Here is a 19301-nt window from a genome sequence, read left to right as displayed (position 1 = left end):
GACAGAGGTGTCCAGCGCAGCCGAGCAGGAGGCGGTGGCCGACGGGCGTGCCGTCGAGGAGGAGCGCCCCGCGGGCGTGAACGGCACGCGGCAGCGCAGGGCCCCCGGCGTACCCGTGTGGCCCGGTGCGCCGATGCCGTTGGGTGCCCGGTTCCGGGTCGGTCCGGACGGGGTGGCGGGCACCAACTTCGCGCTGTGGGCGGGCGGGGCCGAGGCGGTCGAGCTGTGTCTGTTCGACGAGACCGGCAAGGAGACCCGGGCCCGGCTGACCGAACTCACGCACGAGATCTGGCACGGCTTCGTGCCGGGTGTCATGCCCGGTCAGCGCTACGGCTACCGGGTGCACGGCCGCTGGGACCCGTGGACCGGCGGCCGCTGGAACCCGGCGAAGCTGCTCCTGGACCCGTACGCCCGCGCGGTGGACGGCGACTTCAGCCTGCCGCCCGAGGTGTACGGGCACGTCCGCGACTGGCCGCAGCAGCAGGTCGCGGACACCGTGCGCGACGACCGGGACTCGGCGCCGTACGTCCCGAAGGGCGTCGTCGTCCACGACGACGCCACCGACGACGAGTGGATGGACGACCGCCGGCCGAAGACGCCCTGGGCGGACTCGGTCATCTACGAGCTGCACGTACGGGGCTTCACACGGCTGCACCCCGACATCCCCGAGGAACTCCGGGGGACGTACGCCGGACTGGCGCACCCGGCGGCGATCGAGCACCTGGTGAAGCTGGGCGTGACGGCCGTGGAACTGCTCCCCGTCCACCAGTTCGCGCACGAGGATCACCTGCTCAGGCGCGGGCTCAAGAACTACTGGGGCTACAACTCCATCGGCTACTTCGCCCCGCACGCCGCCTACGCCGCCTCCGGCACGACGGGACAGCAGGTCGGCGAGTTCAAGCGGATGGTGCGCGCGCTGCACGCGGCCGGGATCGAGGTCATCCTCGACGTGGTCTACAACCACACGGCGGAGGCGGGCGAGTTGGGCCCCACGCTGTCGTTGAAGGGCATCGACAACCGGGGTTACTACCGCCTGCAGTCGGACGCACGCCGGTACGCGGACTACACGGGCTGCGGCAACACGCTCCACGTCGTACAGCCGCACGTGCTGCGCCTGATCACCGATTCCCTGCGCTACTGGGTCACGGAGATGGGCGTGGACGGCTTCCGCTTCGACCTGGCGGCCGCGCTGGCCCGTTCCATGCACGACGTCGACATGCTCTCCCCCTTCCTGGCGGTCATCGCGCAGGACCCGGTACTGCGGCGGGTGAAGCTGATCGCCGAGCCGTGGGACGTGGGGTCGGGCGGCTATCAGGTCGGGGCCTTCCCTCCCCTGTGGACGGAGTGGAACGACCGGTACCGCAATGCCGTACGGGACTTCTGGCGGGGCGCGCTGCCGGACGTACGGGACCTGGGCTACCGCCTGTCGGGATCGAGCGACCTGTACGCATGGGGCGGTCGCCGCCCCTACGCCTCGGTCAACTTCATCACCGCGCACGACGGTTTCACCCTGCGGGACATGGTGTCGTACGAGCGCAAGCACAACGAGGCCAACGGCGAGGGCAACCGGGACGGCACGGACGACAACCGGGCATGGAACGGCGGGGCCGAGGGCGAGACGGACGAGGAGCGCGTACGGGCGCTCAGGCGCCGCCAGTTGAGGAACCTCCTGACGACCCTGCTGCTGTCGACGGGCGTGCCGATGCTGGTCGCGGGTGACGAGCTGGGGCGCACCCAGCGGGGCAACAACAACGCGTACTGCCAGGACAACGAGATCAGCTGGCTGGACTGGAGCCTGCTGGAGGAACCGGGATGGAAGGCCCTCTTCGACCTCACCTCCCGACTGATCTCACTGCGCCACCAGCACCCGGTCCTGCGCCGCCGGGCCTTCTTCTCCGGCCGGGCGCACTCCGCGGACGGGCTGCGCGACCTGGCCTGGTTCACGGCCCGCGGCACGGAGATGACGGAACGGGACTGGTACGCGCCCGCGGCCACGCTCGGCATGTACTTGTCCGGCCGTGACATACCGGGGCGGGACGAACGCGGCGCCCCCATCCTCGACGACAGCTTCCTCGCCGTCCTGCACGCCGGGGACCGACCGGCGAGCTTCGTGCTGCCGGCGGCACCATGGGCGGAGCGGTACGAGGTGGTCGTCGACACCTCCCGGGAGGAGCAGGGAGAAGCGCCGGGTGAGGTGCACCGGGCGGGGGCGGCGATCACGGTGCCGGCGCGGGCCGTGTTGCTGCTGCGAGTGGAGTGACGGGTGTGACATCGGGTCGGAATTTCGCCAACACCCTTTTATGAAAAGGCAGTTCAGGGGGCATATACACACCGATACCCTCCTCGCGTGAGCGGACAGATCGACAAGCTGCTGCCATACGGAATCGGCGGGGTCGCTGCGCTGGCCTTCCTCCTTTTCGTGGCACGGCCGTACTTCACGACGCTGGCGGGCGACGCGGCGAAGGCGACACCGGGGGCCGCCGGAAGGCTGTACCGGCGACTGCGCCCCGTCGGCGGCCGGAAACTGCAGCGCTACCGGAACCAGGTCAGGGCCGAGAACTCCAAGGTGCGGCTGGGACTCTCCCAGGCATCGGGCAGCAGCGGCCAGGCGGCCCCCGGCCTGCGGGACGTCTATGTGCCGCTCCAGTGCGAGGTGGACGGCGGGCGCGGCGACGCCACCGCCCTGTTGCGCGCCCATCACCGGACCATGCTGCTCGGCGCCCCGGGTGCCGGCAAGTCACTGTTGCTCAAGCACGAGCTGCTGAACTGGGCCGAGGGCAAGGACGACAGGGAACTGCCCGTCATCGTGCACCTGCACACGTGCAACACGGCGCAGGAGCCGTTCGAGGAGCTCATCGCAAGGCGGTTCGAGAACGCCGGCATCTCCAAGGCGAGGGCCGCCGACATGCTGCGGACACGCCTGGAGACGGGCGGACTGCGGGTGTTCTTCGACGGCCTGGACGAGGTGGGCACCGACCACTTCGAGCGCGTGGTCAGGGAACTCAGGGACTTCGCGGTGCACTACACCGAATGCACCATGGTCGTCTCGTGCCGGACCGCGGCCTACGAGCAGCAGTTGCAGGACGTCTTCCACCAAGAGGTGCACGTCGCCGAGTTCGACGACGTCTCGATCCTGCGCTTCCTGTCCAAGTGGCCCGACCTCAAGGATCAGGTGACGGCGGCACGGATCTTCCAGGCGCTCCAGGAGGATCCCGAGCTGAAGGTGCTCGCGCGCAGTCCCCTGATGCTGACCATGATCGCGTACCTACAGTCCGGCGACCGCCCCGAGAGCGTGGGGCCGCTGCCCAACTCACGCGCCTCGTTCTACGAGATGGCGGTGGCCCATCTGCTGGACCGGGACCGGCTGCTCAACCGCAGCGAGGCGATCGGTACCTACCGGGCCGGACGCAAGACCCTGGTCCTGCAGCGGCTCGCCCTGGCCCAGCTGAGCGCGTCGTCGGCACGAGGCGACCGGCAGGAGATCACTCGCGCCCAGTTCGAGACCGTGATCGAGGCGCTGCTGCCCGGCTTCGACCTGGAGCGCAGCCCCCACCTCCAGGGCATGCTGAACGAGATCGTCGCGCGCAGCGAACTCCTCAAGGACATCGACCGCGGACGGCACTACCAGTTCACCCACCTCACCCTGCTGGAATACCTCGCCGCCTGTGAACTGCGCACCGACGGACAGCAGTTGATGGAGCACTACCGGCGCGCCCCGCAGCCGTGGCGGGAGACCGTCCGCATGTGGTGCGCGGTCACGCACCTCGACTGCACCCCGGTGGTGCGCGAGGTCTTCGAGGACACCGACATGTGGCGGAAGGTGCTGGCCCTGCAGTGTCTGGCCGACGCGGTCCACATCGAGGAATCGCTCGCGGAGGAGATCCTCACCTTCTTCCTGGAACGGCTCGGCACCCCGGGCGACACGGAGGGGGACGTCGCCAAGGGGTTCGGCGCTCTGGCCGCGAGCAGCGGGCTGCGGGGGCGGCGCGTGCGCGAGGCGCTCATCGGCACCGCCCGGGGACCGCTCACCCCACGCCGCTCGGCCGCGGTGCGCGCCCTGATCGTCTCCGGCCGACAGGAAGCCGCCGCGACCCTCGCCCAACTCGAGGACGACGAGGCTCGCGCGGCACTCCAGGCGATGGGCGACGTGGCGGTGCCCGCGCTGGCCCGGGCGGCGGAACGGGGTGAGACATGGGCCGTGCGTTCGCTGGGCGCCGTGGGGACTCCGGCGGCGGCGCTGCGGCTGGCCGGGCTGCTCTGGACCGGGGCGGACGGCTTCCGCCCCGCCTTCGCGTCCGACACGGCGAGCGCGGCCGCCTGGCATCTGGCCGCCCTGATGCGCAATCCGGACGTACGCAACGCACTCACCGACTTCGTGCTGCCTCCGAACGCCTCGCAGCACGATCAGCACCTCTGGATCGGAGAGGCCTTCCGGCCCACCGGTGTACTGCAGGCCCTGGCAGCCCGGGCCGCCTGGCTGATGGACCATGGCGCCCTGGACGCCGCCGGAGAGGTCCCCGGCATCCATCCCTACATCGGGATACCGCTGTTCGCCTGTGCTCCGTTCGGGACTCCGCCCTCGGGCGATGATCAGGAGGCCTGGCAGGAGATTGCCGACGGAATCAGGGGCAGCTCACGCTCCAACATGCGCTTCTACATGCAACCGGACCCAGTCAGTGACCACTCCCTGCGGCTTGCACTCCACCGGCTCTGGCGTGAGGAAGAGGCCGCAACCGAGACGGGCCGATCCCTTCTGGAACCGCTGCGTGACGTACTCCTCGAACGCTTCGGTGTCGCGGGCCCGCAGCGGGCCGCCCTGCGGGCGCTCCCGTGGCACGTCCAAGCGAAACTGCTGAGCGTCCGGTTCGGTGGCAACCATGTCAAGTGGTCGAATATGGCCGGGTCGGACCAGACCCGATGGCGCACGATCAATGAGCAGGTCGAACCACCCCGCGTATTCAGCGCTCTCGCGTGGGCCACAGGACTGCCGCTGTTGGGCCTCGATATCGGGCTCGGAGCCACACGTCTGCTGAGCAGAGTCTTCGGCTGGCATCCCGGAGGAATGGCTCTCTGGGGGCCTTCTTGGCTGGCCATCACGGTCGGCAGCGTCATCGTGCTGGCCGTGGCGGGGCTCTTCGGGGGGATCTGGATCGACGACAGATCCTCCATGGACTCCGACGTGGGGGAGTACATGATGCTGACTTCCTTCTTCGTCGCAATGGCCGGTGTCACCTACCTGTGCTTCCTTGGTCTGGTCTCGGGCCGGGATCTGTTCGGCTGGCCCGTGACCCTGGCCGTGACCGGCACGCTGGCCGCCCTCACGACGGCGGCGATCTTCGCCGTCGCCCACATCGATAGCAAGATCAACAATCCCTTGCGCCTCATCGCCCTAGAGGCGCACGCGGCACCTTGACGCACCGCACGTCGAACTGGCACCGTCCATGGTCATGAGGCTCCCCGCCGACCACCCCCGCGCGCTCGTCGCGCTCGTGGAGCGACGCCACGTCGATCTATGCCGGCAGTCCAGCGCCATCTGTCGCTGAGCCGTAGCCCCTCTCCCTTTCTTCTCCCCCTTTGGCGTGCCCTGTTGCTACGGGTGCGCCGATTCCGAGGATCCCTTATGCCTGAAATATCCCGCCGTGCCTTCGGTGGTCTCGTCGGCGGTGGCGCCGTGACCGCCGTCGCCGGTACGGCCGCTGCCGCGGAGGCCGCCGCTCCCGCCGAACGCCCCTTCAAGGCCCGTGCCTCCGCCGCTTCCGGCAAACAGCCCAACATCCTTGTCATCCTTGGTGACGACCTCGGGTGGGCCGACCTGTCGTCGTACGGCGCGCCGCACATCAGGACGCCGAACCTGGACCGGCTGGCCCGGCAGGGCGTGCGGTTCACCGATGCCTACTCGGGGTCGGCGACCTGCTCGCCGACGCGGTTCAGTCTGTACACCGGGCGGTATCCGGGCCGTACGCCGGGCGGCCTCGCCGAGCCCATCGCCAACAAGACGCAGGGGCTCGACCCGAACCACCCCACACTCGCCTCCCTGTTGAAGAAGGCCGGTTACGACACCGCGCTCATCGGCAAGTGGCACTGTGGCTGGCTGCCGGACTACAGCCCGACCAAGTCCGGCTGGGACGAGTTCTTCGGCAACCACGGAGGCGTGCTGGAGTACTTCTCCAAGCTGGGCCAGCTCGGCGACTACGACCTCTATGAGGGGGACGCCGAGTACAAGGACCTGCGGTACTACACGGAGGTCCTCACCGAGCGGGCCGTCGAGTACGTCGGCCGGGACCACGACAAGCCCTGGCTGCTGAACCTCAACTTCACCACCCCGCACTGGCCGTGGCTGGCGGAGGGCGACGAGGAGACCGGCGCCGAGATCGAGGCGAAGGTCCGGGCCGCGAAGACCCAGGCCGAGGTCAGCAAGGCGCTCAACCACTACGACGGCGGCTCCGTCGAGAAGTACACGCAGATGGTGGAGAGTCTGGACGCGGCCGTCGGCGAGGTGCTCGCGGCCCTGCGCCGGTCCGGGCAGGAGGAGAACACGCTGGTGCTGTTCGCGAGCGACAACGGCGGTGAGCGCTGGTCGTACCTGTGGCCGCTGAGCGGCGAGAAGTTCGTCCTCCAGGAGGGCGGTATCCGGGTGCCCACCATCGTGCGCTGGCCCGCCCGCCTCGACGGCAACCAGGTCAGCCAGGAGCCGAACTTCTCCCCCGACTGGACCGCGACCCTGCTGGAGGTGGGCGGCGCCCGGCCCGACCCGGCGTACCCGCTGGACGGCACGAGCCTCGCCGGGTACCTGCTCAAGGGCGAGGAACTGCCGGAACGGGACCTGTTCTGGCGGGTGCGGGCCAACCGGGCTCTCAGGCGCGGCGACTGGAAGTACTACCAGGACGACGCCAAGACCGATCACCTCTACGACCTGGCCGCCGACTCCCGCGAACAGGCCGATCTCGCCCCCGACAAGCCGGAGTTGCTCGCCGAGCTGAAGGCGGCCTGGGAGAAGATCGCGGACGGGCTCCTGCCGTACCCGCCCGCCTAGCTAGCCGAGGATCCCGCGGTCGTACGCCGTGGCCACCGCGGCCGCGCGGTCCTTGACGCCCAACTTGGCGTACAGGTGGGTGAGATGGGTCTTCACGGTCGCCTCGCTGATGAACAGCTCACGGGCGATCTCGCGGTTGGACGTGCCCCTGGCGACCAGGGCCAGCACCTCGCGCTCGCGCGCGGAGAGCGGCTCGTTGCCGGGAGCCCGGGGAGTACGGACCGCGGAGACCAGACGGGAGGCGACGGCCGGGGACAGCACCGTGCGGCCCTCGGCCGCCGCGCGGACGGCCGTGAACAGCTCGTCGCGCGGGGCGTCCTTCAGCAGATAGCCCGTCGCGCCCGCCTCGATGGCGGGCAGGGTGTCGGAGTCGGTGTCGTACGTCGTCAGGACGAGGACCTTCGAGCGGGCGGACCGCCGGGTCAGCTCGGCGATCGCGTCGACTCCGCCGCCGCCCGGCATCCGCAGGTCCATCAGGATCACGTCGGGGTCGAGCGCGGCGGCCCTCTCCAGCGCCTCGACGCCGTTCGACGCCTCGCCCAGGACCGTGAACCCCGGCGCGGACTCGAACATGCCGCGCAGGCCGTCCCGTACGACGGGATGGTCGTCGACGATCAGCACCGAAATACCCACGTCACTGGTCATGGCGCACCAACGGTACGCGAGCCGACAGCGCCGTGCCGTGACCCGGCTCGGACTCGACGGTGAGGGAGCCGGCGATGCGTTCGGCGCGGGCGCGCATGCCGTCGAGGCCGAAGCCGCCGGTGCGGGTGCGTTCCGGGAGGGCGAGGGGGTCGAAGCCGCGGCCGTCGTCGCGGATGTCGAGGATCACCTCGTCACCGAGGTAGGAGAGGGTGACGCCGACGCGGGTGGCCCGGGCGTGCCGGGCGGCGTTGGAGAGGGCCTCCTGGACGATGCGCAGGAGCGTCGCCGCGACCTCCTCGTGGAGCTGTTCCGCCGTGCCGGTGAGCGTGAACTCGGCGCGTACGCCGGTCCGTTCGCCCCATTCGGCGACCGTCTTCTTCAGGGCTTCCGGGAGTCCGGCGTTCTCCAGGGCCACGGGGGCGAGGTTCTGCACGGAACGGCGGGCCTCGCCGAGGCTGTGCCGGGCCAGGTCCGACGCGCGTGCGAGGTGGGTGCGGGCGATGGTCAAGTCGGGTGCGTTCGCCACGACTTGGAGCTGGGCGATGATCCCGGTCAGACCCTGGGCGATGGTGTCGTGGATCTCCGCGGCCAGCCTCCGGCGTTCGTCGGCGACTCCGGCTTCCCTTGCCTGGACGAGGAGTTGGGCGTGCAGGGCGGCGTTCTCGTCGAGGGCCTGCTGCAACGCGGTGTTGGTGCGTTCGAGTTCGGTGATGGTGACGGCCCGGTCGCGGGAGCGCTGCTCCTCCTGCTGGGCGAGATGGCCGGCCAGCCCCAGCAGGGCGGTGTTCGTCAGCAGCATCACGCCGAACAGCGGCCACTGGACCGCGCTGTGGAACGGCAGCCCGCCGGCCTGCGTGCCCGCCAGGACGACGGCGGTGGCGAAGAGACCGATCCGCTGCCGCCATGGTCCCGGGATCGTCTCGTCGCTGTCGAAGTAGCCGCAGGCCGCGTAGAAACCGAAGAACGGGTTGATCCAGGTGAGGGGAAAGGAGATCGCCCAGCGCAGGACGTAGTAGACGGTCCCGCGGCGGGACGGGGTCCGGCGGCCGTGGCGGGGCCCGTGCCACAACTGGAGCGCCACCGCGGCGAGCACCAGCGCCCCGGCCGCGTACCACTCGGCGGGGCTCCCCATCAGTTCGCTCGAGACGACCGCGAGGAGGATGGAGACGACGAGCAGCCCGTAGACACCCCAGGTGTGGAACTGGTCCTGACGGTGCTCGAGGTGGTCGGCCGAGGTCATCTCCCCAGTCTGCACGGGTCTTCTCCCCTACTCCCAGCGGAACCAGCGCGACGCGGCGGCCGTGAGCAGCACCGTCCAGGCGACGAGGACACCCAGGTGGGTCCAGCCCGGCCAGTCGCCGGCCGCGGCCCGGTTCAGGGCCTCGGCGGCCGCCCCGAAGGGGGTGTACCCGACGATCCGGGCGAGGACGTCAGGCATGGTCTGCACCGGCGCCCACAGGCCCGCGCAGAACATCGCCGGGAAGAACACGGCGGACCCGATGGCGCCGGCGATCTTCGTCGTCCGGGACAGGGCCGAGATCACCGCACCGAGCGCGAGGGCGACCAGGACGGCCAGGACCAGGGCGAGCAGGTATCCGAAGAGCTGCTCGGGCAGTCGTACGTCGAAGGCGAGCCGGCCGACGACGAGGGCGAGCAGCGCGGACGCCAGGGCGGCACCGCCGTAGACGAGCATCTGCGCGGACAGCAGGGCGGACGGCCGGACCGGGGTGGTGGACATCCGGCGCAGGATGCCGCGCTCGCGGTAGCCGGTGAGGGTCTGCGGCATGGCCTGGAGGCCGCCCACGATCAGCCCCAGCAGTACGGCCACGGGGACGTAGACGTCGATGGTCCGCAGACCGCCGAGGTCGGCCTCGTGGCCGCGGAAGGACGGGATCGAGCCGAGGATCACCAGGAGCAGGGTCGGGAACAGCAGGATCCAGAAGAGGGCGCCGGGTTCGCGGCGGAAGAGACGGACCTCGGTCTTCAGTACGGCGGCGTTCATGCCGTTGCCTCCTGTGTCAGGTCGAGGAACGCGTCGTCGAGGGTGGCGTCGACGACGCGGAGCTGGTGGGCGGTGACGTGCCGGCGGGCGAGCAGTGTGATCACGGCGTTCACGGTCGCGTCGGTGCCCGACAGGGTGAGGCGGCCGTCCTTGTGCTCGGCCGACGCGAGTGCGGGCAGCGCGTTCAGGTCGTGTTCGTCGAGCGGGGCGGACGGGGTGAAGCTGATGACGGTGGCGCCCGCCGAGCGTTGGATGAGGCCGGCCGGGGTGTCCAGGGCGGCGATCCGGCCCTTGTCGATCACGGCGATCCGGTCGCAGAGCCGTTGCGCCTCCTCCATGAAGTGGGTGACGAGGAGGACGGTGACGCCGCCCGCGCGGACCTCCTCGATCAGCTCCCAGGTGTCCCGGCGGGCGCGCGGGTCGAGGCCGGTGGTGAGCTCGTCGAGGACGACGATCCGGGGGTTGCCGATGAGTGCGAGCGCGATGAACAGGCGCTGCTTCTGGCCGCCTGAGAGCTTGCCGAAGCGGGCGTCGAGCCGGTCGGTGAGGCCGAGGCGCTCGGCGAGGGGGCGCCAGTCGGCGGGCCTCTCGTGGAACGCGGCGTACAGCTGCAGCGCCTCACGGACGGTGAGCTTGGCCTGCAGCTCGCTCTCCTGGAGCTGGGCGCCGAGGACGCGGGCCACGCGCGCGTGGTCGGCGACGGGGTCGAGGCCGGTGACGCGGACGCGGCCCGCGTCGGGCACGCGCAGGCCCTCGACGCACTCGACGGTGGTGGTCTTGCCGGCGCCGTTCGGGCCGAGGATGCCGAAGATCTCGCCTTCCTCGACGGCGAAGGAGACGCCGTCGACGACGGGGCGGCCGCCGTAGGACTTGCGCAGATCGCTTACTTCGATGAAGGACATGGGTCCAGGGTTCCGGCGGGCGGGGGCCCGGCACATCGGCCGTCGCGCTCGAGACGGCATCAACCGATCGGTTGATGCCGTCGTACGACCTCCCCGGCTCCCTTTGTACGATCCCTCGAACGCGCAGGTCGTAGGACCAGGGGCCGATCCCGGTCCGGCCAAAACTCGGTGGGCGTTGTCAGTGCCGATCCGTAGGCTCGCTGCTGATGTCCACGACACGTGCAACCACCAAGGAACGCTCTGCGGTAAGAACCCTTCTTCGACTGTGGCCCTACGTCCGGCCCGTGCGGGTACGGCTGTTCGGCGCCGCGCTCGTCGCGGTGCTCGCCTCGTGTGTGGGACTGGTGATCCCGCTCGTCCTGAAGTGGATGGTGGACGGGCCCGTCGCCGACCGGGATCCGGCGGGCGTGTGGCTGGGCGCGCTGTACCTGCTGCTGCTCGGGGTCGCGGAGGCGCTGCTGTTCGGGCTGCGGCGGTGGCTGGTGGCGCGGCCGCTGTCGCACGTCGAGGCGGAGATGCGGGCGGGTCTGTTCCGGCATCTGCAGCGGCTGCCGGTGGCCTTCCACGACCGGTGGTCCTCGGGGCAGTTGCTGTCCCGGGGGACGGCAGACCTGAGTCTGCTGCGGATGTTCCTCGCCTTCCCGCTGACGTTCCTGCTGGTCAACAGCGTGACGATCCTCGTGGGCGTGATCATCATGCTGCTCCAGGACTGGACGCTCGGGCTGGTGATCCTGGGACCGGCCATCCCCGTGATGGTCACGTGTGTGGTCTTCGAGAAGCGGTACCACCACGTGGCCCGGCTCGCCCAGGACCAGGTCGGCGACCTGACCACGGTCGTCGAGGAGAGCGTGCTCGGCATCCGCATCATCAAGGGGTTCGGACGGCACCGCAGCCAGGCACGGACGTTCCGGGAGCTGTCCCGGACCCTCAGGGGCACCGAGCTGCGCAAGGCGGGGCTGCTGGCGACGATCTGGGGCGTCATCGTGACGCTGCCGGAGGTGGCCATCGGGGCGGCGCTGGTGCTGGGGACCGTGCAGGTGGCGGACGGGGAGTTGTCCGCGGGGACGTTGGTGGCGTTTCTGTCGACGGCACTTGCGTTGCGGTGGCCGGTGGACTCGATCGGCTTCCTGCTGGCGATGAGCCAGGAGGCGGCCACTGCTACAGAGCGGTATTTCGAGGTGATGGATGAAACGCCGGAGCTGGAAGCGCCCTTTAGGGGCGCGGGGAACTGCGCGACCAGCCACAACGCACCCGCAGCCGACAACGAAGGCATCCACTTCTCTGCTGTCTCGTTCCGCTACCCCGATGCGCCGGAAAGCTCCCTCCCGGTCCTCGACCGCATAGACCTCCACATCCGCCCCGGCGAGTCCATGGCATTGGTCGGCGCCACCGGAAGCGGCAAGACAACCCTCACCGCGCTCATCCCCCGGCTGCATGAGCTGACTTCGGGCCGCATCACGCTGGACGGCGAGGACATCACAGCGATGCCCCGGGAAACACTGCGCGAACTCGTCGCCGTAGCCTTCGAGGAGCCGACCCTGTTCTCGGCCAGCGTCGGCGAAAACGTGCTGATGGGGACCGCCGAGTCCGCGGGAGAGCGGGAGTTGGAGCGGGCGCTGGCCGTCGCGCAGGCCGACTTCGCACACAGCCTCCCCCAGGGCACCGACACCCAGGTGGGCGAGCAGGGGCTCAGCCTCTCCGGCGGGCAACGACAGCGGCTGGCGCTGGCCAGGGCCGTGGTCGGGCAACCCCGGTTCCTCGTCCTCGACGACCCCCTGTCCGCCCTGGACGTACACACGGAGGCCGCCGTAGAAGCCGCCCTGCGGCACGTCCTCGCGGACACCACCGCGCTCATCGTGGCCCACCGCCCGTCGACCGTGCTGCTCGCCGACCGCGTCGCCCTGCTGTCCGACGGCCGGATCACCGCCGTGGGCACGCATCACGAACTGCTGCGCACGAACGCCGAGTACGCCCATCTGATGTCCGGCACCGGGGAAGCGGAGGACGAGCGATGACGGCCCCCACCACCACCGTCCCCTCGGCGGACGACGACCCCGACCTCCCTCGCCAGAAGGGCGTCGTGGATCCCTTCGACCACGACGTCCTGCCCACTCCCCCGCGCGCCACCTCCCTCCTCCTGCGCTCCCTGCTCGCCCCGATGAGGGCCCGCGTCGCCGTCACGACGCTCCTGCTGCTGCTCCAGCAGGCGGCGGTGCAGGCGGGCCCGCTCCTGGTGGCGTACGCCATCGACCACGCCGTACCCGCGTTCCGCGCGCACGACAACGGGCCGCTGATCGCGGTGGCCGTCGGCTATCTGCTGTGCGCGCTCGTCTCCGGCGGGCTGCAGTACGCGTTCATCCTCGCCTCGGCCCGCGTCAACCAGGACGTGCTGCTCGACCTGCGCGGCCGTATCTTCCGCCACGCGCAGGCGCTGAGCATCGACTTCCACGAGCGCTACACCTCGGGCCGGCTCATCTCCCGGTCGACGGCCGACGTCGAGTCCCTGCGCGAACTGCTCAACGAGGGCCTGCAGGAGCTCATCACGGTCTTCCTGTCCTTCGCCTACATCTCGGCCCTGCTGCTCTGGCTCGACCTGGGCCTGGGCGCGGTCGCGGTGGCGTCCTTCGTGCCGCTGTATCTGCTCGTGCGCGTCTACCAGCGGCGTGCGGTGCGGGTGTACCGGAGGCGGTCGACCGCGATCGCCGCCGTCATCGTGAAGTTCGTCGAGACGATGAACGGCATCCGGCCGGTGCGGGCGTTCCGCCGCGAGGCCGTCAACGACGCCGACTTCGGCGTACTCAACAAGCGGCACGAGCAGGTCAACGGCGACGCGCTCCTGGAGATGGCCCGCTATGTCGTCGGCTCCCGGCTGGTCGCCAACACGGCCGTCGCGGGGATCGTGCTGTGGGGCGCCTACCGGGTGGCGGAGGATGCGCTGGCGCTGGGTGTGCTGGCGGCCGCGGTGCTGTATCTGCGGCGGCTGTACGACCCGATCGACCGACTCGGGATGTTCCTGAACTCCTACCAGTCGGCGGCGGCCTCCCTGGAGAAGATCGCGGGGCTGCTCGCCCAGACACCGACCGTCCCGGAGCCCTCAACCCCCCGACAGCTCCCGGCACTTGAATCGGAGCACCCCGGCCGTGAGGTCGTCTTCGACGGCGTCCGGTTCGGCTACCGCACCGGCGGCGAGGTCCTGCCCCGCTTCGATCTCACCCTCCCCGCCGGGCAGACGGTCGCGGTCGTCGGCTCGACCGGCGCGGGCAAGTCGACACTGGCCAAGCTGCTCGCCCGCTTCTACGACCCCTCCGAGGGCCGCGTCCTCCTCGACGGCGTCGACCTGCGCGAGCTCGCCGTGCCCGAACTGCGGCGCGGGGTGGTGATGGTGACGCAGGAGGCGTTCCTGTTCTCCGGCACGGTCGCCGAGAACATCGCGATCGGGCGGGCGGACGCGAATCGCGAGGAGATCGAGCAGGCCGCGAAGGCGATCGGCGCGCACGACTTCATCAGCGCGCTGCCCGACGGCTACGACACGGACGTACGCAAGCGGGGCGGCCGTATCTCCGCCGGGCAGCGCCAACTCGTCGCGTTCGCCCGGGCGTTGCTCGCCGACCCGGCCGTGCTGATCCTGGACGAGGCGACCAGCTCGCTCGACATCCCGGGCGAGCGGGCCGTGCAGCGGGCGATGGCGACGGTGCTGCGCGGGCGTACGGCGGTCGTGATCGCGCACCGGCTGTCGACCGTCGAGATCGCGGACCGGGTGCTGGTGATGGAGCACGGGCGGATCGTCGAGGACGGCAGCCCGGCCGAACTCATCGCAGGGACAGGCAGGTTCGCGGATCTGCACCGGGCGTGGCGGGACAGCTTGGCGTGAGCTTCCGAGGGGATATCAGGTGATCGACGCGTACGAGGATCCCGGCACGCCCGACCGTCGCGGCGGCTGGCGGTATCTGTGGTGGCTGGTGCGGTGCCAGCCGGGCCGGTGTGCCGCCGGTGCGGTGCTGGCCAGCGTGTGGATGGTGCTGCTGGCCGCGACGCCGTACCTGATGGCCAAGGCGATCGACGAGGGGCTGGAGCCGGGCGACTTCGCGGCGCTGACCGGGTGGTCGGTCGCGCTGTTCGTGGTGGGGTCGTTCAACGCGTGGCTGAGCATCATGCGGCACCGCACGATGACCCGGGTGCGGATGGACGCCAACTTCCGCACGGTGAAGGTCGTCGTCGGGCACGCGGTCCGGCTGGGCGCCGCGCTGCCGCGGCGGGCGGGGGCCGGGGAGGTCGTCACGATCGGGGTGGGCGACGTGCAGACGATCAGCCAGTCCCTGACCGTGGTCGGGCCCGGCGTGGGCGCGGTCGTCGCCTACCTCGCGGTCGCCGTGCTGCTGATATCGGTCTCGCCCCTCATCGCCGCGGTCGTGCTGCTCGGGATGCCGACGATCGTCGTGCTCGTCGGGCCGCTCCTGACCCGCCTGCAGGGCACCGAGACCGAGTACCGGGAACGACAGGGCGTCCTCACCGCCCGGATCGCCGACCTCGCGGGCGGGCTGCGCGTCCTCAACGGCCTCGGCGGCAAAGGCCTGTTCGCCGACGCCTTCCACCAGGACTCCCAGCGACTGCGGCGACAGGGCTACCGAGTCGGCGCCGTGACCAGCTGGGTCCAGGCCCTCGGAGTCGGCCTGCCCACCCTGTTCCTCGCCGTGGTGACCTGGCTCGCGGCCCGCCTGGCCGCCCAAGGGGACATCACCGTGGGCGAGTTGGTCTCGGTGTACGGCTATGTCGCGGTCCTGGTGGGCCCGGTGGCGTTCTGGGTCGAGTGCGGCTACCAGCTCAGCCGGGGCGTGGTGGCGGCACGACGCGTCGTACGCTTCCTGCGCCTGGAGCCACTGGAGGACACCGGCACGAGGGACGCACCCGCGGAACCCTCGGTCCTGCACGACCCCGAGTCGGGCGTGCGGGTGCTCCCGGGCCGCCTGACAGCACTGGCGGCAGCCCGCCCCGCGGACACCGCGCTGGTGATCGACCGCCTGGGCCGATACACCCCGTCGACGGTGACCTGGGGAGGGGTGCCACTGGACGAGATGGCGCTGGCGCAGGTCAGGGAACGAATCCTGGTAGCCGACCACGAGGCGGACCTGTTCGCAGGCACGCTAAGCGATGTAATAGGCGGCGCGGAGAAGACTTTTAGGGGCGCGGGGAACTGCGCGACCAGCCACGACGCACCCGCACACGCCAAACGACCATCCGAGGCACCCCCTGAGGCGCACATGACCCAGGCCCTCCACACAGCCGCCGCAGACGACATCGTCCAGGCCCTCCCAGACGGCCTCGCCTCGGAAATAGACGCCCAGGCCCGCAACCTCTCCGGCGGCCAACGTCAACGAATCCGCCTGGTCAGGGCACTGACGGCCAACCCGGAGGTACTGCTCGCCATAGAACCCACCTCCGCCCTGGACGCCCACACCGAAGCCCGCGTCGCCTCACGCCTCCGCGCCGCACGCGACGGCCGTACGACAGTGGTCACCACCACATCCCCCCTCGTCCTGGACCACATGGACACCGTCCACTACCTGGTGGACGGCAAGGTCGCAGCAACCGGAACCCACCGCGACCTGCTGGACAGCGAACCGGGATACCGCGCCCTCGTCGCGAGGGACACCGACGCAGAGGAGGCCGTACGGTGACTTCCGGCCACCTCCCCGTCGCCGAACCCGCAGACGTACGACACGCCGCACTCCGCCTGATCAAGGCAGACAAGCGCGCTTTCACCGCCGCCCTCGCCCTCAACGCACTCGCCGCGGTAGCCGGTCTCGCGGGCCCCTGGCTGCTGGGCCGGATCATCGACGAGGTACGAAACGGGGACGGCGTGTCGGCCGTGGACCGACTCGCCCTCGTCCTCCTGGTGTGCGCGCTCGCAGAGCTACTGCTCGCCCGCTGGGCGAGGTTCGTGGGCCACCGCTTCGGCGAACGCACCCTCGCCCGCGTCCGCGAGGAGTTCGTGGACCGGACCCTCGCCCTGCCCGCGTCGGTCGTGGAGCGGGCCGGCACCGGCGATCTGACGGCGCGCGGTACGGCCGACGTGGCCACCGTCGGCACCACGCTGCGCGACGCCGGTCCGGACCTGCTCATCAACTCCGTGCGCTGCCTGTTCGCGCTCGTCGCGGTCTTCGTGCTCGACCCGCTGCTCGGCATCCTCGGGGTGCTCTGCCTGACGCCCATCTGGTGCGCGCTGCGCTGGTATCTGCGCCGGGCACGGGACGGCTACCTCGCCGAGGGCGCGGCCACGTCGGACGTCGCCGAGATCGTCGCGGCGACCGCGTCCGGGGCCCGCACGGTGGAGGCGCTGCGGCTGGAGAAGCGGCGGATCGGGGCGAGCCGCGATGCCCTGGAGACATCCCGACGCACCCGCTTCCACACCCTCTACCTCCGCTCCGTGTTCTTCCCCGCGGTGGAGGTGTCGTACGTCCTCCCCGTGGCCGGCGTACTGATCATCGGCGGGGTGCTGCACGCGCACGGGTCGATGAGCCTGGGCGCGGTCGTGGCGGCCGCGCTGTATCTCCAGCAGCTGACCAGCCCGCTCGACCAGATCCTGGTCCGGGTGGAGCAACTGCAGAGCAGCGGCGCCTCGTTCGCCCGGGTGGAGGGGCTGGCCCGCGCCCCGCGCGCCACCGAGGCCGACTCCCCCGTCCCCGCCGACGACCGCATCGACGTCACCGACGTGCGCTACTCCTACGGCCGTGGCGGCGAGGTGCTGCACGGCGTCGACCTGACCGTGCGCCCCGGCGAACGGCTGGCCGTGGTCGGCCCGTCCGGCGCCGGCAAGACCACCCTGAGCCGGCTGCTGGCCGGCGTCGACGCGCCGAGCGCGGGCACGGTGACGGTCGGCGGTGTACCGGTGATGGACCTCGGCCCCGAGCAACTGCGGCGCCAGGTCGTCCTGGTCACGCAGGAGCACCACGTCTTCCTCGGCACGGTCCGGGACAACCTGCTGATCGCCGAACCCCTGGCCGGGGACGAGGACTTGTGGTCGGCGCTGGCCGCGGTCGGGGCGGACACCTGGGTCCGGGAGCTGCCCGACGGGCTCGACACCGCACTCGGCGACGGCGGTTGGCGCACCGACGGCTCGCAGGCCCAGCAACTCGCCCTGGCCCGGGTCGTGCTGGCCGACCCGCACACGCTGATCCTCGACGAGGCGACGGCGTTGCTGGACCCGACGACCGCCCGGCACACCGAGCGCGCCCTGGCCGTCGTACTCGAAGGCCGCACGGTCATCGCCATCGCCCACCGTCTGCACACCGCCCACGACGCGGACCGGGTGGCCGTGATGGAGGACGGCCTGCTGACCGAACTCGGCACCCACGAGGAGCTGGTGACGGCGGACGGGGCGTACGCGGCGCTGTGGCACTCGTGGCACGGGGACCGGCCGACGTGACGGACCTCGAACCGACCGACGCAACAGACCTCGAACCGACCGACGCAACAGACCTCGAACCGACCGGCGCGATGCGCTTCAGGTGCCGTATGCCCTGAGGAAGGTGTCGACGGCCGCGTCGGCCACGGCCCGCGTCTCCGGGGCCGTGACCTTTCGGGTGCCCAGACGGCTGCGCGCCTCCAGCGGGCCGGTGAGCAGCGCGAGGAACTGCTGGGCGGCGAGGGCCGGTTCGCACGGCCGCAGCCGTCCGGCGAGCACGAGGCGGGCCAGCCGGTCGGCCAGCGCCTCGGTGAGCCGGTCCGAGGTGCGGGACTGGACCGCCTCGATCAGGTCGGGAAAGCCGCCGACCTGGGAGTACGTCAGCCAGCGCAGCGCGCTCGAGCGTTCGCCGCCGCACACCTTCAGCAGCCGGTGCCCGGTGTCCTCCAGCGCCGCGCACAGGTCGTCGCCGGGGTCCCGCAGCCGCTCGACGACGGCGAGGTTCTCCGCGAGGACCGCGTCGGCGGCGGCCTCCAGGGTGTGCCGGAACAGGGTCTCCTTGTCGCTGAGGTGGTTGTAGACCGTCGGCTTGGCGACACCGGCATCCTCGGCGATCTCCTTCACACAGGCCTGGGCGAGACGCTGCGCGGCCAAGCGTTCCGCTGGAAGTCCAGTGTGTCGACCGCGGGTCCGTCGTGGCTGGTCGCGCAGTTCCCCGCGCCCCTTTGGGGCAGTGCCCTCCCAGCCACCCGCCGTACCCCGTTGCGGCCGAAGGTGCCCACAACATCGCGGCGCCCCCCCTGGAAGGCACCGCGGCGATGCGGCGCACGGCGTCGGTCGAGTCGGCCGCGTTCGGGGTCGTGGGCCAGGACATCGGCCCGGACGACGGCTACACGCACACCTACTGCGCGGCCGTACCGGACCTCCCCGCCCTGGAGCGGTACATGCACGACCCGGTCCATCTGGTCGGGGACGACGTGATCATGCCGCACATCCAGCGCATCACGGCCGTCCGCTTCTCCGACGACATGGATCCGGGCCTCGGCGCGAAGGTCGGCGAGGTGGCCCTGGCGAAGGTCGCCAAGTACCCCGAGTGGGCACGGCAGTTGGAGGCGATCCCCGAGGCCCGCTTCTGACGGCGAACTCCACCTCACGGATCCGTATACCGAACACCAACTCCCGGACAACGGACGATTTCCAGCCAACTCTCTGACGCGCCCCTGACAGAAACCGCAATCTCCTGGCACTCTTCCCACGGCCACGTCACAGCAACCCCACAGCAATCACACAACGCTGTGCCACGGCCGAACTCCCGCA

Annotated in this window: 14 protein-coding genes; 9 read left to right on the top strand and 5 right to left on the bottom strand. The window is 70.8% G+C overall.

Annotated elements, in window-relative coordinates; genetic code table 11:
- Positions 1–7: 7 nt before the first annotated feature.
- The 4 genes from glgX (at position 8) to IG08_RS0133080 (ending at position 7033) form a co-directional block, all read left to right on the top strand.
- The gene (gene glgX, locus IG08_RS0133090; RefSeq protein ID WP_030611082.1) at positions 8–2260 is read left to right on the top strand and encodes a glycogen debranching protein GlgX; all 2253 of its coding nucleotides are present in this window, start codon (positions 8–10) and stop codon (positions 2258–2260) included.
- Positions 2261–2347: 87 nt separating this feature from the next.
- Positions 2348–5413, top strand: coding sequence for an NACHT domain-containing protein (locus tag IG08_RS0133085; RefSeq protein ID WP_030611079.1), 3066 nt, complete (start codon positions 2348–2350; stop codon positions 5411–5413).
- Between the two features lie 28 nt (positions 5414–5441).
- A complete protein-coding gene (locus IG08_RS63120; RefSeq protein ID WP_420823301.1) occupies positions 5442–5543 on the top strand; it encodes a putative leader peptide in 102 nt (33 codons plus the stop codon).
- A 77-nt stretch (positions 5544–5620) separates the two neighbouring features.
- Positions 5621–7033 carry a sulfatase family protein gene (locus IG08_RS0133080; RefSeq protein ID WP_030611076.1) on the top strand — a complete coding sequence of 471 codons (1413 nt, stop codon included), beginning with the start codon at positions 5621–5623 and terminating at the stop codon, positions 7031–7033.
- On the opposite strand, the gene IG08_RS0133075 is transcribed toward IG08_RS0133080, so the two are convergent.
- The 4 genes from IG08_RS0133075 to IG08_RS0133060 are packed head-to-tail and all read right to left on the bottom strand — an operon-like array spanning position 7034 to position 10582.
- Entirely contained in the window at positions 7034–7678 is a 645-nt protein-coding gene (locus IG08_RS0133075) for a response regulator (RefSeq protein ID WP_030611073.1), read from the bottom strand.
- Positions 7668–8918 carry a sensor histidine kinase gene (locus tag IG08_RS0133070; RefSeq protein WP_030611069.1) on the bottom strand — a complete coding sequence of 417 codons (1251 nt, stop codon included), beginning with the start codon at positions 8916–8918 and terminating at the stop codon, positions 7668–7670. Before IG08_RS0133070 ends, IG08_RS0133075 begins: the two co-directional genes overlap by 11 nt.
- A gap of 27 nt (positions 8919–8945) precedes the next feature.
- The gene (locus IG08_RS0133065) at positions 8946–9680 is read right to left on the bottom strand and encodes an ABC transporter permease (protein WP_030611067.1); all 735 of its coding nucleotides are present in this window, start codon (positions 9678–9680) and stop codon (positions 8946–8948) included.
- Complete coding sequence (locus IG08_RS0133060; protein WP_030611064.1) at positions 9677–10582, bottom strand: ABC transporter ATP-binding protein; 906 nt, start codon at positions 10580–10582, stop codon at positions 9677–9679. Before IG08_RS0133060 ends, IG08_RS0133065 begins: the two co-directional genes overlap by 4 nt.
- Before the next feature lie 206 nt (positions 10583–10788).
- Between IG08_RS0133060 and IG08_RS0133055 the strand changes: the two genes are divergently transcribed.
- The 4 genes from IG08_RS0133055 to IG08_RS0133040 are packed head-to-tail and all read left to right on the top strand — an operon-like array spanning position 10789 to position 18005.
- A complete protein-coding gene (locus IG08_RS0133055; protein ID WP_030611061.1) occupies positions 10789–12597 on the top strand; it encodes an ABC transporter ATP-binding protein in 1809 nt (602 codons plus the stop codon).
- Entirely contained in the window at positions 12594–14453 is a 1860-nt protein-coding gene (locus tag IG08_RS0133050) for an ABC transporter ATP-binding protein (RefSeq protein ID WP_030611058.1), read from the top strand. Before IG08_RS0133055 ends, IG08_RS0133050 begins: the two co-directional genes overlap by 4 nt.
- A 19-nt stretch (positions 14454–14472) precedes the next feature.
- Positions 14473–16257: an ABC transporter transmembrane domain-containing protein gene (locus IG08_RS0133045; RefSeq protein ID WP_030611056.1), complete on the top strand. Its 1785-nt coding sequence runs from the start codon at positions 14473–14475 to the stop codon at positions 16255–16257.
- A complete protein-coding gene (locus IG08_RS0133040; protein WP_030611053.1) occupies positions 16254–18005 on the top strand; it encodes an ABC transporter ATP-binding protein in 1752 nt (583 codons plus the stop codon). Before IG08_RS0133045 ends, IG08_RS0133040 begins: the two co-directional genes overlap by 4 nt.
- A gap of 78 nt (positions 18006–18083) precedes the next feature.
- On the opposite strand, the gene IG08_RS0133035 is transcribed toward IG08_RS0133040, so the two are convergent.
- The gene (locus tag IG08_RS0133035) at positions 18084–18638 is read right to left on the bottom strand and encodes a TetR/AcrR family transcriptional regulator C-terminal domain-containing protein (RefSeq protein WP_234343030.1); all 555 of its coding nucleotides are present in this window, start codon (positions 18636–18638) and stop codon (positions 18084–18086) included.
- A gap of 164 nt (positions 18639–18802) precedes the next feature.
- On the opposite strand from IG08_RS0133035, the gene IG08_RS0133030 reads away from it, so the two are divergent.
- Complete coding sequence (locus IG08_RS0133030; protein WP_030611051.1) at positions 18803–19120, top strand: antibiotic biosynthesis monooxygenase family protein; 318 nt, start codon at positions 18803–18805, stop codon at positions 19118–19120.
- Positions 19121–19301 lie beyond the last annotated feature (181 nt).

The organism is Streptomyces fulvoviolaceus (assembly GCF_000718165.1).
Lineage (GTDB): Bacteria > Actinomycetota > Actinomycetes > Streptomycetales > Streptomycetaceae > Streptomyces > Streptomyces fulvoviolaceus.
This window is presented reverse-complemented; position numbering and strand designations above follow the sequence as displayed.

Bases quoted from the DNA above. Each gene is read 5' to 3' on its own strand.
- IG08_RS0133060 (WP_030611064.1), bottom strand. From the start codon at position 10,582: ATGTCCTTCATCGAAGTAAGCGATCTGCGCAAGTCCTACGGCGGCCGC.
- IG08_RS0133055 (WP_030611061.1), top strand. From the start codon at position 10,789: ATGTCCACGACACGTGCAACCACCAAGGAACGCTCTGCGGTAAGAACC.
- IG08_RS0133075 (WP_030611073.1), bottom strand. From the start codon at position 7,678: ATGACCAGTGACGTGGGTATTTCGGTGCTGATCGTCGACGACCATCCC.
- IG08_RS0133065 (WP_030611067.1), bottom strand. From the start codon at position 9,680: ATGAACGCCGCCGTACTGAAGACCGAGGTCCGTCTCTTCCGCCGCGAA.
- IG08_RS63120 (WP_420823301.1), top strand. From the start codon at position 5,442: ATGGTCATGAGGCTCCCCGCCGACCACCCCCGCGCGCTCGTCGCGCTC.
- IG08_RS0133080 (WP_030611076.1), top strand. From the start codon at position 5,621: ATGCCTGAAATATCCCGCCGTGCCTTCGGTGGTCTCGTCGGCGGTGGC.
- IG08_RS0133070 (WP_030611069.1), bottom strand. From the start codon at position 8,918: ATGACCTCGGCCGACCACCTCGAGCACCGTCAGGACCAGTTCCACACC.
- IG08_RS0133030 (WP_030611051.1), top strand. From the start codon at position 18,803: ATGCGGCGCACGGCGTCGGTCGAGTCGGCCGCGTTCGGGGTCGTGGGC.
- IG08_RS0133050 (WP_030611058.1), top strand. From the start codon at position 12,594: ATGACGGCCCCCACCACCACCGTCCCCTCGGCGGACGACGACCCCGAC.